The sequence below is a fragment of the Gardnerella sp. DNF00983 genome, assembly GCF_049244265.1.
GTDB lineage: Bacteria > Actinomycetota > Actinomycetes > Actinomycetales > Bifidobacteriaceae > Bifidobacterium > Bifidobacterium vaginale_J.
Genome location: NZ_CP058392.1, coordinates 1,000,303 through 1,013,568, shown reverse-complemented (window position 1 = coordinate 1,013,568; position 13,266 = coordinate 1,000,303). Strand labels below are relative to the sequence as shown.

Sequence of the window (13,266 nt, the reverse complement as noted above, 5' to 3'; positions counted from 1 at the left end):
GACTGTTAAAACTTTTATTCGTAAGTATAATTAAGATAGATAATTCGCTAACAAGGGAGTTGTTCAAGTGGTGAATAGTAGGAAGTTTGTAGCAAAAACGAAAGATGTTAGCTTAACGGTTAGAAGGGCTGATTCTTTTAACATTAGTTATGTTAATTGTGAAAAAGACGTGTTTGGGATTGAAGAAAATCAAGACGGTATAAAACTCGTTCAAACAGAGAAAGTGTCGGCTTTTTACTGGCTGCATTGGCTTGCTAAAGGCAGTCCTGAGGTAATTGTTTCGTTGCCAGAGAGTGTTGATTTTTGTGAGATTGAAGCTGAGTCGAATCAAGTACTAGTAACAGATATTAAAGCTGACAAGATTTATGCGGAAGTTCATAACGGCAGGGTGGAAGCAAGGAATGTTCAGGCGAATGATGTTTTTCTAAAGTGTCTTAATGGTTCTGCTGTGGCGAATAATGTTAAGGCTGTTGCTTCTTGCATGGTGGATACGTTAAATGGTACGGGTGTTTTAGAAGGAGAAATATCTAAGGGTGCATGTCTTGAAGTAGTTTGTGAGAATGGTAGTGTTGAGGTTTCTGATAAGAATAAGGTCAATCTTGGTTGTAATAATCTTGGGCGCAAAACAGATGGATGTGCTCACTACGTTGTGCATTGTTTGAATGGGAAAGCTGTAGTGAAGTAATACTGTTGTGGTGTTTTGTGTCCGCTACTTTGATCAATCGCACGAAATAGAGTTTGGCATATTCTAAAAATGCTTCGGAATGTTGGAGTATTAGGCTTGGTGGTTTTTAATCCAAGTGTAAAGGTCATTTTCATTTGCTTTGCTTGATGCAACTTTGAGAATAATATCGATCAGTTCTTCATTTGGCAAGTTCCTCATAGGCTTTTTTGTTCTTTTTGATGAACATGTTGGATAAATCCATGACTTCATCGTCTGATGGAACAGTAACTTTTTCAGTTTTGGCTTTTGGGAATTCTAGAATTACATAGCGCGGAGCGTTGTTTTTCAAAATAACAGCTGATCCGTATGTGTTAACAAGTCGCGCAACTTTAGAAAAGTTTTGATTTGCTTCGGAAATAGAAACAAGCGTGTCTGTATTTACATTCATATCAATAACCTCCATTTTTAGGAGAGTTATAGCATATATTTTAGGATAAATAAATCCTAAGTATTTTGAGAATCATTTTATAAATGACATATAGCCTATGTGCGATTTAGTTGTTTATATTTTGGGGAACAAAATGGTATAAAAATTGTAAAAAGTTCCCTACACTGTTTGATTTCTCATGGTCAGGGCTTGTTGGTTATTCCAGAAAATAAGGTTCCTGAGTTTAAGAAGTTGCTTGTTTGGGATTATACCGAATATGCAAACTATAGAATAGTGATTGTCCAAATGTATGAATGAAAGTTCGCCAAATACTTGAATGAAAGTTCGCCAAATACTTGAATGAAAGTTCGCCAAATACTTGAATGAAAGTTCGCCAAATACTTGAATGAAAATTGGACAAATACTTGAATGGCTGATAAAGTTTACCTAACGAATAGGCATCGGAGGAGATTATGAAGGAGTATTTACCCAGAATTGCAGATAAATTGTTAGAAGAACGATTAGACGCAAAGGGAGCAGTTTTAATTGAAGGGCCTAAATGGTGCGGAAAGACTACAACGGCAAAACAAAAGGCTAAGAGTTTTATATCTATGGATCTTCCTGATATGACGAAACAATATCAACAAATGGCAGAACTTTCTCCTAGTACTCTACTTGAAGGAGAAGCTCCAAGGCTGATAGATGAATGGCAAATAGCGCCTAATATATGGAATGCAGTGCGATATGAGGTTGACAACAGGGATGAGTTTGGCCAATTTATATTAACGGGTTCTGCGGTGCCTAATGAATTTGATGACTCTATGCATACAGGCATAGGTAGAATCTCTAGGCTTTTGATGCGACCTATGAGTTTGTATGAATCAAAAGACTCAAGCGGTGAAGTTTCTCTTAGAGATTTATTTGAAGATAAAAATATTTCGGCTATTAATGAAACCAGTCTTGAAAAAATAGCCTTTTTAATATGTAGAGGCGGATGGCCGAAAGCAATTGGTTCAGACGAAAAACCGTCTTTATTTCAAGCGATAGATTATTATGAATCCGTTGTTTCTACAGATATTAGTAGAGTCGATTCGATAAAAAGAGATAAAGAAAAAGCAAAAAGACTACTTAAATCTTACGCAAGGCATGTGGGCTCGCAAAGCTCGCTAGAAACGATAAGGCAAGATATGTTGGTCAATCAAGAGGATACATTTGATCAAGTGACTCTTTATTCTTATCTTGATGCACTAAGAAAAATGTTCGTGATAGAAGACTCGCCTGCATGGAATCCAAATTTAAGATCTAAAGCGTCCATACGCACAACGGATACTAGATATTTTTCAGACCCATCCATTGCAACTGCTGCTTTAGGAATTGGGCCAAAAGATTTATTAGATGATTTAAAAACTATGGGATTTTTATTTGAAAATTTATGTGTTCGTGACTTAAGAATTTATACGGATTATTTAGATGGAACAGTTTATCATTATAGAGATAGGAATGGTTTAGAATGTGATGCGGTAATTCATTTAAGAAATGGGTCTTATGGTCTAGTTGAGATTAAGCTCGGTGGAGATAAGTTGATTGAGGAAGGTGCAAAAACTTTAAAGGATTTAGCATCTAAAATAGACACTGAAAACATGCCTAAACCTTCATTTATGGCAGTTTTATGTGCCAAAGCGCCTTTTGCTTACAAAAGAAATGATGGTGTTTGCGTAATACCTATTGCTGCTCTAAGACCTTAATGTTTTTATGTTCACACATATGAGACTACTGGTCTTACAAGAATCCATTGTATAAAGTGGATTTTCTTATTCTAAGCGCAGTCAACAGAGGCTCCATACCATTTCTTTTCTTCGCCATATTTTCTATAAGTGTATATATCAGTCAAAAAATCCCATTCGTGCAATTGTATTGCAATATGCGACACAGTATTTTATGATGTGTGTATGGAGGTTGATTGATATGGCAGTTACTAAAACAGCGAATGTGAATGTGAGAATACAAGAAAATATTAAGCAGCAGGCGGAGCAGATTTTGGAAACTATTGGAATTCCTAGGGCTACTGCTATTGACATGTTTTATCGTCAAATCATTCTTAATAAGGGTATTCCGTTTTCGCTTACTATTCCGAAGTCGCTTCCGGCACAAGATGATATGGATGAGAAAACGTTTAACGCGTTGATGGCTAAAGGTTATGATCAGGCGGCTTAAAGTGATAGTTATCCGATAGATGATGTTTTTGAAGAGCTTGAACGATGATAGAAAACCGTGGGGTAAGCTTGGTTTTAGAAAATTAAACTTTTTAACGATAGCTTTTTCTATCGTTAAAAAGTTTAGTATGCGACGGCTTTAGGCTGGCTTGGAGCGTTTTTTTGAGCGTGTTTTGGCTATTTCTTACTCGAGTGCCTATTGATTTAGTTGCTTGTGTTTTGGAGAACAAACCGTCGCAATAGTCGTAAAAAAGTTCCCTACATTATTTGATTTCTTATGCTGTTACAGTTGGTAACTATAGTGTTTCACCTTGTTTCTTTTTCCGTTGTAAATTATTTGTTAGTTTGTAATTAGACGGTATCTAAATCAAATGTTTCAATACTAATTTGGTTTCCGTAAAGTAATTTCATGATGTGTAATAAGTGATTTGAAAGGAGTTGTGTCATGAGTAGTGTTATATCTTTGGGAGAAAAAATTAGAAAGGCTCGTCTGGAAGCTGGGTTGACGCAGGAGGAGCTTTCAGAATTATTGATGGTATCTCGTGCTGCTGTAGCAAAATGGGAAACAAATCGGGGTTTGCCGGATATCGAGAATCTGAAATTTATTGCATATGCTCTAAGCGTGAGTGTTGATTATCTTTTGGATGAGAATAATAGCGTTGATTTTTCTATTACTAAGAAGCCTATTAATCTCAATAAATATGGTTTCGACGGTAGGTTGAGCAGTTTTAAGAAGTCGAAAATTAAAGAGCAGATTGTCTTAGATGAATATCCTGACTCAAAAATCAATATGCTAACTGTTGTTAAAACTTATAACAGTTCATCTGAGAAGATAGTGGATAATTTTGTTGGATGGTTTTCTACTCTCCTTGGAGGATTGCCATTGTTTGGCATATATGATTTCAGTAAAGCTGTTTCCACTCTTGGGGCTGATCAGTATTATTTGGTGGATAAAAAAGATAAGCAGTATTTCGTGCTTATAACTGATGAGTATATTATTAGCAGAATTATGGGAGTGGCGTTTAATAGTAAAAAGTTCCGTATTGGAGATAAGGAATTTATGAAAGTTGGTTTTCTTCGTAATAAGTAGTAAATGGGTGGAAAGAAAAATTTTATGGATGCGAAAACCCTATACTAATTGGAAAAATAAAAAATTTTTCTTTAATAAAGCTTGTATGTGTGGTTTTTTTTTAATAGTAATACTATTAAAGCTAAACAGACTATTATGGATTCTAATTTTAATAGAATTGCATTCTTATTAGAATTGCATATTAAAAAATAAGGAGCACGTATGCGACTAATTAGACCAGATAGTAAATATATCCAAGGTTATATAGAAGCAAATGAAGAAGATGAAATTTTTAGGCCGAATGCTGAAAGACGTTTTATAAACCCTGAGACAATTGTAGAGAGTTCTTATAACTATGAACATGGTATAAATTTGCCTGAAAATTATGTTAAAGCTACTACATTTTGGCTGATAGATAATGAAAAATTTATTGGTGAAATTAATATTAGGCATGAATTAAATTCTTTTTTAATTAACTATGGTGGTCACATAGGGTACGAAGTTAGGCAATCTGAATGTATGAAGGGCTATGGAACAAAAATGCTTTCTATGGCACTTACATATTGTAAAGAGACTTTGAATCTACATAAAGTTTTAATTACGTGTGATGATGACAATATTGGCTCGATACGAGTTATAGAAAATAATGGTGGAATTTTAGAAAACAAAGTGAAAAATAGCTTATCAAGAGGAAACGTTACAACAAGAAGGTATTGGATTAATATATAGAGGAAAGATGATGAGTGAGACGAATGTAAGGCCAGTGCTTTTCAAGCATGCTTTTTGGGGTCATGTGATTACAGAAACTGTTGCTAGCATTTGCACGCTGATTATTGCGCTGCTCGTACAACAGTTCATAGGGCACCGCGTACAAGGTTGGGAAACTGTGGTCATACTCGCGTTGAGTGTTGTGGTGTTTTCGCTGCTAAGTACAGCGTATCTGCAGTGGGATAGGCATCGTAGACCGGATGACGGGTCTGGTGATTTGCTTATTGGAATCATCGATTTTGTGCTCAGGCTGCTGGTGACTTCTGGTATTGCTTTATTGCTTGTTTCAAATACTACACTGCTAAGCATTATTATTGGTGCAGCGATTACTAGTGTGTTGCTGTTTGTTTTTGAAAAGCCTTGGAAGCCAGGTATGACGGATGCGCAATTACAGGAAGCTTCACAGAAAGCTGTTGAGCTTGGCGTTCAAATGCTTGAAGAAGAACGCGTAAAGCGCGAGAGGTAAGCAACATGATTGCATTACAGCATGCGAGCGCAGGTAAAACAGACACTTCTAGAGGTGTGTCTTTAACGTTCTCCTCGTTAATTGTTGTTGGTATTGTTACCACGTACGTTCTGACCTTATTTTACAAAATAGTTGCCAAACACTAGCTATGCAGATTAGACGATTAATGACGATTAATAAGGACTATTTTTAAGCAAAAAGCATTGCTAAAATGCTAAAACTTAACGATTTGCATATATATGCATCCTTATGTATAATCTTTAAAAAATAAAAATCTTGCAAGTGCTAATACATGTAAAAGAGTATAAAACATTCTGCACAAATTACTATACAGGAGACTCTCATGCACAAGATTATTCAAAAATGGAATAACATTGACCTTATTTTACGCATTGTAATTGGTCTTTTTCTCGGTGCTGCGCTTGGTATTTTTGTGCCAGCTCAAGTCTATGTGCTAGATCTTATGGGAAAACTTTTCGTCAGTGCGCTTAAATCTGTTGCGCCAATTTTGGTATTTTGCCTAGTTATTGGTGCGCTTGCGCAAGCAAAAAGTGTTGGCAATATGAAATTGGTAATAGGGCTGTATGCGCTATCTACGTTTACTGCAAGCCTTGTAGCTGTATGTGCGGCTATGATTTTCCCTGTTGATTTTACTTTTGCTCATGTTGCAGCAGCGTCTTCTCCGTCTCCTCAAGGAATTGGTGAGGTGCTTAATTCACTTGTGCTAAATATTGTTGTTAATCCTGTAGACGCTCTCGTTAAAGGTAACTTTATTGGTATCCTCTTCTGGGCAATTGCTTTCGGTGTTGCGTTACGTTTAGCTGAGCCTTCTACCAAAGCATTTTTCGATAACGTTTCATCTGCTATTGGAAAAATTGTCCACTGGATTATTAACGCAGCCCCTTTTGGCATTATGGGTCTTGTTTATACAACAGTTGCAAGTAACGGTCTTCGTATTTTTAGCGAGTATGGTTTCGTTATTGCTTTGTTAGTAGGCACTATGGCTGTTGTTGCTTTGATTCTTAATCCTATTTTGGTTTTCGTGCTTACTGGCAAGAATCCGTATCCTCTTGTTTTTAGAACTTTGCGTGATTCGGGTGTTACAGCGTTCTTCATGCGTTCTTCTGCTGCGAATATTCCTGTGAATATGAATTTGTGCGAAAAGCTTGGATTTAACAAAGACAATTATTCTGTTTCAATACCGCTTGGTTCAACTATTAATATGAGTGGAGCTGCTATAACTATTTCTATCATGTCTTTGTGCGCTGCTCACACGCTTGGTATTAGCGTTGATATTCCAACTGCTGTGATTCTTTCTGTGCTTTCTGCAGTTTCTGCTGCAGGCGCATCCGGTGTAGCTGGTGGTTCGCTTTTGCTTATACCTCTTGCATGCTCGTCGTTTGGTATTTCAAACGATATCGCTATGCAAGTAGTTGCTATTGGTCTTATTATTGGCGTTATTCAGGATTCTTGCGAAACTGCACTTAACTCTTCCACGGATGTTCTCTTTACTGCGGTTGGCGAATATCGCATGTGGCAGCGTGCAGGTCTTAAGTTTACGATGGGCAAGGATCATGAGCCAGTGCAGCTTAAAAAGTAGCTGTTGCTAGTGTTGCTAGCTTTTGCTAGTTTTTGCTAAGTATTCTTGTTAGTGCGCGTTCTGACGTTCTTACGTTTTTATGAGCGCGCACTTTTATTATATTTGGATGCTTATTGTAAATGAATCTAACAGACGTGCAAATAAAATAGTAGAAGTGAAATCAGTATTTTTAGCGTGCATTAGGCTTTAGGGAAGTGGTAGGTTGTGTTTGCAGGAATGCTGCGGTTGATCCACGCATTTGCTGCGATTATACTTCCGCTTCCGATTGTTGTTTCGCCGCCAAGAATAGTAGCATTTGCGTAAATTACTACGTTGTCGCCAATATTTGGGTGCCGCTTTCCGCCTTTTATAGGATTTCCGTCCTCGTCTAGCGCAAAGCTTTTTGCACCAAGCGTTACTCCTTGGTAAAGCTTAACGTGTTCACCGATTACAGTTGTTTCGCCGATTACAATGCCAGTTCCGTGATCAATGCAAAAATATGCACCAATTTTTGCTCCTGGATGAATGTCAATTCCGGTTTTTCTGTGAGCATATTCGCTCATAAGTCTAGGAATTAGCGGCACGTTAAGCTCGTAGAGTGCGTGAGCTGTGCGGTGAATAAGCATTGCATAAAACCCGGGATATGCGAGCGTAACTTCTACTTTGCTTTTGCAAGCAGGATCGCCTTCGTATATTGCTTGAATATCTGTTAAAAGTAACTTTTTAATTGCAGGAAGCGTGCTTATAAATTGATTGCAAGTTTCTCGAATTTTAACTGTGTCGTTTGTGTAGCATTGAAGTTCGTGAAATATAATGCGTTCTATAGTGTCTAACGCATTTGAGGTAACAGTATTTAAAGTAGCATTGAGTTGCGTAGTATCGTTGCTTACATTGTGCGCATGCAACTCAGGCAAAAGTAATACCTGAGTCGCATGTATGAGCGCAATAATATTTCGGTAATTAGGTATGAATGTAGCTTGCCTTATATCAGAATCATGAATTGAGTTGAGTTTGTTTATAAGGTCAAGGCGATCATTCATACATTTCTCCTATTATTCTCTTGCTTGTTTTATTAGAGTGTTAGAAAGTGCGCTTATAAATCTACTAAACGCGCACTTTCAAAACATCATTTATTATTATCATTATTGCATAGCATTATTCTGCAAACAAAGGCGTTGACAAGTATCGGTCGCCTGAATCTGGAAGTATTGCAACAATGGTTTTGCCCGCATTTTCTTCTCTTTTTGCTTCTTGAATTGCTGTCCAAACCGCAGCTCCAGAAGAAATGCCTACTAGCACGCCTTCTTTTTTGCTTATAAGCTTGCCGCTTTCAATTGCGTCTTCATTTGTTACATGAGCAATGCGATCGTAAATGTTTTGGTTGAGAACATCTGGCACGAATCCTGCGCCGATTCCTTGAATCTTGTGTGCTCCTGGTTTGCCGCCTGCAAGCACAGGAGAGTCGGCTGGCTCAACTGCAATTACTTCAAGATGCGGATTTTGTTCCTTTAAATATGTGCCAGTACCGGTGATTGTACCGCCTGTTCCAACGCCTGCAATCAGAATATCCACGTTTCCGTCAGTGTCTTGCCAAATTTCTGGACCGGTTGTGTTGTAGTGTGCGTGCACGTTTGCTTGATTGGTAAACTGTCCCGGAGTCCACGCGTTTGGCGTGTTTTCAACGATTTCTTTCGCTTTTGCAATAGCGCCTTTCATTCCTTCTGCAGCAGGAGTGAGTACGAGTTCTGCTCCGTATGCTTTCATAAGTTTTCGGCGTTCAATAGACATGCTTTCTGGCATCACAATAATGCTTTTGTATCCTTTTGTTTGTGCAATCATTGCAAGGCCAATGCCAGTGTTTCCGGAAGTTGGCTCAACAATTACTGAGCCTGGCTTGAGAGTTCCTGCGGTTTCTGCTTCTTCAATCATCTGCTTTGCGATGCGGTCTTTTACGGAACCTGCTGGGTTGAAGTATTCGAGTTTTACTAGGATTTTTGCTGTTAGATTGTACTCTTTTTCAATGTGAGTAAGCTCCAGAAGTGGAGTGTGGCCTACGAGTTCTTGCACGGACTTGTAGATGTTGGACATAATATTTCCCCTTACTTGTTTGTTGTCTTACTTGTTTGTTTTTTGTTTTGTTTAATTTGTTTAATTTTGTTTATTTTTAATTTTTAAAAAATAATTTTATTAATAAAGCGACTTCTGCTTATTGGTTGTTTCTAAAAATGCCATTTATTCGTTTTAATATTTAATCCGTATTAAATTGTTATATTTTCAAGATTTTATATTCGAATTTTGGCATAAAAAAAAGAAACAGCGCGCTGTTTCTTGAATCGTAATTTGCTGTGTTTTAACGTAAATGCTTTTAACACAGGCTAGATGTTATGCATATTTAATGCTTGCAAACATCATTTCGATTAAGAAATGCGCAACAACATACGTTATAACAACAACAATTTGTCATCATATTTGTATGATACATGTGCACTCCTTTACTCGTCGAAATGGTGATAAGTGATGACTATAGCGAATGGATTTTAGTTTGTCAAACTTGATTTGTGTTTGTCATACCTTGATATGTACACCTTTTCTGCGCGAGTGTCTGATTTTGCTTGTTTTGGGACACTGGTGCAGTTGGTGTTATGTGCGAGTGTCTCTGTTTGGCGTAAGTAGTCATTAAGCGCGAATTTGCGGCGATTGGGTACTTTAGGATTTGGTAGTGTGTTTTGAGTTTATTGATGCAGTACATAGCACTGGAATTTGCCAAGTTTGTTTGTTATAATTCCGCATGTTAATTCGGTAACGGAGGTTGACAAACTGAGATTATGAAAAATATAATCCTCGACAGACAGACAGACAGACAGACAGACAGACAGACAGACAGACAGACAGACAGACAGACAGACAGACAGACAGACAGACAGACAGACAGACAGACAGACAGACAGACAGACAGACAGACAGACAGACAGACAGCGTGATGCTGTCTTTTTTGTGACATAATTTTTTATAATTTTCACTACTTTATGCCTTATTTATTTTGCATTGAAATAGGTGAGTGGTTCTGCATATTTATATGCATTTTAGCGTGATTTACTCTATATAAATTTTCGAAATTAATAAAAATTATTATTGCGATAATTGTTAGTTTGGTTTGAAATGAAAATGAATAATAAAAGAATAAAAAAAGTTATTAGTCTAGTAGTCGCTTTTGTAGCTACGATTGGACTTTTTGCGGGGGCAGCGACCGCACAGGCTGCTGATACAGTAACTGCAGGAGTAAAGAAATATCCGTTTTTACTTGATATGGACATTGCCCAAGATCCTGGGTTTGGTCACATTCATCCAGGTGCTACAGGGCAACTCGAATCAAATATTGAAAGCATGTGGAAAAATCTTCCGATAACCGTCGAGGATGAAAAGGGAAATAAAACCACAGTACCCAACAAGCTAGAATCTAACTTTCAGCGTTTTGTTGGCAATTTTGCAGAAGGGCAAAAACTAACAATCACTATTGATACTGGTAAAATTCCCAAGGGCTATCATATTTCTTATGATAGGGATCGTACATATATTCATTCGGAAAACGGCTATATTTCTCCAGAAAATGGCTACTTTAAATTCACCGTTAAATATGAACTCGACAATGGTAAGCCTATACCTCTGCGGATTTCGTTTGGCAAATTGAACGTGAAATTCGATCTTCAGGGCGGAAATATTGGCGGTAAAACAGATGCAATCACAAATACGGTAAAAACAGATAATACGGTTGATTTCCCAGCTAACCCAACAAAAGAGAATCTAGTGTTTGGTGGATGGTATACCGAGTTTCCTGATATTGAGTATTATCGGGATCATAACATGGTAGGCACGCGTCGCTATTGGACCAATAAGTCCCTATTTTCGGATACCAGCTGTGACTTGCCGCAGTGGAATGATAAGACCTTAGATCCTTTGGGTGACTATCAATTTTTACTTCGCGCACAGTGGAATGCAAAAGTTTCGTTTGATGCAAACGGCGGAGCGTTTCGCAATGGAAAACAAAAAATAAGTGCTTTAAGACGGCAAGGTTTGAAGGTTAAACTATTAAATGCTCCTACGCGCGAAGATTATCAGTTCTTAAACTGGGTGGATGCTGCTGGTAAAGCCTACAAGCCTGATGATATGTATGCGTTGAATGCTAATACTGTGTTTACTGCCAAGTGGAAGCAGATTCGAAGCACGGTTACTTTCAAGAACGGCGATAAGACTCAAACGGTAAAGGTGGAAACTGGTAAGGCTATTGATACTGATGCGTTAAAAGATCAGTCAATGCCTAAGAATCCAACTAAAGATGGCTACACGTTTAAAGAGTGGAATACTAAGGCGGATGGTAAAGGTACTGCGTTTACTGGTAAAACCACAGTAAATAGTGATACGACTGTATATGCCATTTTTACGAAGAATCCTGTGTCTGAGCCAACGCAACATCCTACTTCAAATCCAATTCCGTCAGCATCTTTTGAGTCTGAATCAGGCTCGGAGAGTCCGGTTACAGTTCCTGAATCTCAAACTCCTGAATCTGTGAATAAGATAGAACATGAATCTGTGAAATCGCCTGTTGTTGAGCATAAGGCTGAAAAGCATGTTCCAGATATGCCTAAGTCTGGTGAGTCAGCTTCGGTTGTTGCATTTATTTCGGCTTTAGTCTTTGCGATTGCTGGTTTTGTGGTTGTGAGAATGAGGAGAATGTTTGAAGCAAAATCCGGAAGATAACTAGCGTTTACTTGTGAAAGTTGAAGTTTACGCGCTTTTATAAGACTTCGTAAAGTCTTATAAAGTAAACGCAAGGCGGCCTTGACTAGTTGATAGTTAAGGCCGTTTTTTATTTACTACCGATCTTGTATATCTCACTGACATGTGCGTATCTCAATAACTTTAACTTACAATATGTCAACCCAGTTTTGTATAGCATGAAGTATTCTATGCACCATAACTGTTTTGTTTTCTTCGCAAATTTTATAGAAGATTACATATTTTTTAACGAAACATCTTCTAAAGTTTTTGCTACTTAGGTAATCATCGTTCACCAATCGGTATCGATATGGCATTGTGGATAGGCTTGAAACAGTGGCTTCTACGTTATCAAGGAATTCGGATGCTGTAATTGGAGAGTCTAGATTGTGCGCAATGTAATGAACTATGTCTTGCAAATCTTTATGATAACTTTGCGAAACAAGTATTGTGTATTCTTGGTTACTTTGTGCCATTGTTGAGTTCTTCTCTTAAGTTTCGCATTGATTCTTCAAAAGATAATGTGCGATTGTTGTTAAAATCAGACTCGCTTTGAGATAATGAACTGTACAGCTCGTATTTGCTCATGAACTTGTTGAATAAGTCGATGCTCATTACTGCTAAGTCTCCGCGACCGTTTTTTGTAATGAAGACTGGTTCTTTTGTTTCGTGGCAGAATGTTGATATCTCGTTGTAGTTATTGCGTAAATCTGTGCTTGATTTAATAGTTGGCATCGTGTGAGTCCTTTGAGATGATTGTTATTTTATTGCTTTTGCTTTGGCTTTTGGTTATTTTATTATTTTTTTTTGAATTAGCTTATCTAGTTTTACTTTATGTACACAAATAAATTATCAAACTAGTTTAATGCAATCTAAAGATATTATATGATTATTTCTTTAGATTATTGCCTTTATAGTTTCGATTTTCATGATTTTAGTAGCCAATCGTTGCAAAATTGCAGTGATTGGGTAGTTTTTCGGCGATATGACCTGCTTTTGCGCTATATTTAATGAATTACGCTGTTACTTGCAATGCTTTCTTTGCTTTAAAATTTTGCAAAATAAATCTTAGTAAAAATCTGTTTTTATTTAATGATTTTGTGTAATTTAGATTGTATAGAGTTAGAGAAAAGGCATATATGGAACAGTTTAATCAGCATGACTCGAATGATCGAGATAACTATGAATCGAATGAGCAGAATCAGACAAATCCAAACAATGATACTGTAAATTCAAATGACTACAATGTTGTGCATAGCGATTCGCAAAATATGTCAAAGTATTCCGAGTGATTTTATAAAAGGGAG

14 protein-coding genes and 1 pseudogene are annotated in these 13,266 nt (G+C 37.3%); 10 read left to right on the top strand and 5 right to left on the bottom strand.

What is annotated here, in order from left to right; genetic code table 11:
- The first annotated feature begins 67 nt into the window (after window positions 1-67).
- Window positions 68-685: a hypothetical protein gene (locus HXT34_RS03780; RefSeq protein ID WP_421784430.1), complete on the top strand. Its 618-nt coding sequence runs from the start codon at window positions 68-70 to the stop codon at window positions 683-685.
- Between the two features lie 178 nt (window positions 686-863).
- On the opposite strand, the gene HXT34_RS03775 is transcribed toward HXT34_RS03780, so the two are convergent.
- Window positions 864-1,112 carry a type II toxin-antitoxin system Phd/YefM family antitoxin gene (locus HXT34_RS03775; RefSeq protein WP_415686962.1) on the bottom strand — a complete coding sequence of 83 codons (249 nt, stop codon included), beginning with the start codon at window positions 1,110-1,112 and terminating at the stop codon, window positions 864-866.
- Window positions 1,113-1,280: 168 nt separating this feature from the next.
- Here HXT34_RS03775 and HXT34_RS03770 point away from each other — a divergent pair, with 168 nt between their 5' ends.
- The 7 genes and pseudogenes from HXT34_RS03770 (at window position 1,281) to sstT (ending at window position 7,207) form a co-directional block, all read left to right on the top strand.
- Window positions 1,281-1,409, top strand: a complete 129-nt coding sequence (locus HXT34_RS03770) for a hypothetical protein (protein ID WP_415686961.1) — start codon at window positions 1,281-1,283, stop codon at window positions 1,407-1,409.
- Between the two features lie 155 nt (window positions 1,410-1,564).
- Window positions 1,565-2,836: an ATP-binding protein gene (locus HXT34_RS03765; protein ID WP_421784427.1), complete on the top strand. Its 1,272-nt coding sequence runs from the start codon at window positions 1,565-1,567 to the stop codon at window positions 2,834-2,836.
- A 220-nt stretch (window positions 2,837-3,056) separates the two neighbouring features.
- Window positions 3,057-3,305, top strand: coding sequence for a type II toxin-antitoxin system RelB/DinJ family antitoxin (locus HXT34_RS03760; protein ID WP_415686859.1), 249 nt, complete (start codon window positions 3,057-3,059; stop codon window positions 3,303-3,305).
- 444 nt (window positions 3,306-3,749) lie between these two features.
- Window positions 3,750-4,394: a helix-turn-helix domain-containing protein gene (locus tag HXT34_RS03755; protein ID WP_415686960.1), complete on the top strand. Its 645-nt coding sequence runs from the start codon at window positions 3,750-3,752 to the stop codon at window positions 4,392-4,394.
- A gap of 201 nt (window positions 4,395-4,595) precedes the next feature.
- The gene (locus HXT34_RS03750) at window positions 4,596-5,102 is read left to right on the top strand and encodes a GNAT family N-acetyltransferase (RefSeq protein WP_415686959.1); all 507 of its coding nucleotides are present in this window, start codon (window positions 4,596-4,598) and stop codon (window positions 5,100-5,102) included.
- Between the two features lie 10 nt (window positions 5,103-5,112).
- A pseudogene (locus tag HXT34_RS03745) lies at window positions 5,113-5,726 on the top strand (hypothetical protein); the annotation flags it as partial.
- A gap of 224 nt (window positions 5,727-5,950) precedes the next feature.
- A complete protein-coding gene (gene sstT / locus HXT34_RS03740; RefSeq protein ID WP_415683458.1) occupies window positions 5,951-7,207 on the top strand; it encodes a serine/threonine transporter SstT in 1,257 nt (418 codons plus the stop codon).
- Between the two features lie 179 nt (window positions 7,208-7,386).
- On the opposite strand, the gene epsC is transcribed toward sstT, so the two are convergent.
- Window positions 7,387-8,226 (bottom strand): serine O-acetyltransferase EpsC, encoded by an 840-nt coding sequence (gene epsC / locus HXT34_RS03735; protein ID WP_415683459.1) that lies wholly within the window; start codon window positions 8,224-8,226, stop codon window positions 7,387-7,389.
- Between the two features lie 115 nt (window positions 8,227-8,341).
- Window positions 8,342-9,274 (bottom strand): cysteine synthase A, encoded by a 933-nt coding sequence (gene cysK, locus HXT34_RS03730; RefSeq protein ID WP_415686957.1) that lies wholly within the window; start codon window positions 9,272-9,274, stop codon window positions 8,342-8,344.
- A gap of 1,218 nt (window positions 9,275-10,492) precedes the next feature.
- Between cysK and HXT34_RS03725 the strand changes: the two genes are divergently transcribed.
- Entirely contained in the window at window positions 10,493-11,941 is a 1,449-nt protein-coding gene (locus HXT34_RS03725; RefSeq protein WP_421784423.1) for an InlB B-repeat-containing protein, read from the top strand.
- A gap of 167 nt (window positions 11,942-12,108) precedes the next feature.
- Here the strand turns inward: HXT34_RS03725 and HXT34_RS03720 are convergent, their stop codons facing one another.
- A complete protein-coding gene (locus HXT34_RS03720; protein ID WP_421784421.1) occupies window positions 12,109-12,435 on the bottom strand; it encodes a type II toxin-antitoxin system RelE/ParE family toxin in 327 nt (108 codons plus the stop codon).
- Window positions 12,422-12,694 carry a type II toxin-antitoxin system Phd/YefM family antitoxin gene (locus HXT34_RS03715; protein ID WP_421784419.1) on the bottom strand — a complete coding sequence of 91 codons (273 nt, stop codon included), beginning with the start codon at window positions 12,692-12,694 and terminating at the stop codon, window positions 12,422-12,424. The genes HXT34_RS03720 and HXT34_RS03715 overlap by 14 nt, the downstream gene beginning before the upstream one ends.
- Before the next feature lie 404 nt (window positions 12,695-13,098).
- Here HXT34_RS03715 and HXT34_RS03710 point away from each other — a divergent pair, with 404 nt between their 5' ends.
- The gene (locus tag HXT34_RS03710) at window positions 13,099-13,251 is read left to right on the top strand and encodes a hypothetical protein (protein ID WP_415689360.1); all 153 of its coding nucleotides are present in this window, start codon (window positions 13,099-13,101) and stop codon (window positions 13,249-13,251) included.
- Window positions 13,252-13,266 lie beyond the last annotated feature (15 nt).

Coding starts and splice junctions, on each gene's coding strand:
- HXT34_RS03775 (WP_415686962.1), bottom strand. CDS start 1,112: ATGAATGTAAATACAGACACGCTTGTTTCTATTTCCGAAGCAAATCAA.
- HXT34_RS03765 (WP_421784427.1), top strand. CDS start 1,565: ATGAAGGAGTATTTACCCAGAATTGCAGATAAATTGTTAGAAGAACGA.
- HXT34_RS03760 (WP_415686859.1), top strand. CDS start 3,057: ATGGCAGTTACTAAAACAGCGAATGTGAATGTGAGAATACAAGAAAAT.
- HXT34_RS03755 (WP_415686960.1), top strand. CDS start 3,750: ATGAGTAGTGTTATATCTTTGGGAGAAAAAATTAGAAAGGCTCGTCTG.
- HXT34_RS03750 (WP_415686959.1), top strand. CDS start 4,596: ATGCGACTAATTAGACCAGATAGTAAATATATCCAAGGTTATATAGAA.
- sstT (WP_415683458.1), top strand. CDS start 5,951: ATGCACAAGATTATTCAAAAATGGAATAACATTGACCTTATTTTACGC.
- epsC (WP_415683459.1), bottom strand. CDS start 8,226: ATGAATGATCGCCTTGACCTTATAAACAAACTCAACTCAATTCATGAT.
- cysK (WP_415686957.1), bottom strand. CDS start 9,274: ATGTCCAACATCTACAAGTCCGTGCAAGAACTCGTAGGCCACACTCCA.
- HXT34_RS03725 (WP_421784423.1), top strand. CDS start 10,493: ATGGACATTGCCCAAGATCCTGGGTTTGGTCACATTCATCCAGGTGCT.
- HXT34_RS03720 (WP_421784421.1), bottom strand. CDS start 12,435: ATGGCACAAAGTAACCAAGAATACACAATACTTGTTTCGCAAAGTTAT.
- HXT34_RS03715 (WP_421784419.1), bottom strand. CDS start 12,694: ATGCCAACTATTAAATCAAGCACAGATTTACGCAATAACTACAACGAG.
- HXT34_RS03710 (WP_415689360.1), top strand. CDS start 13,099: ATGGAACAGTTTAATCAGCATGACTCGAATGATCGAGATAACTATGAA.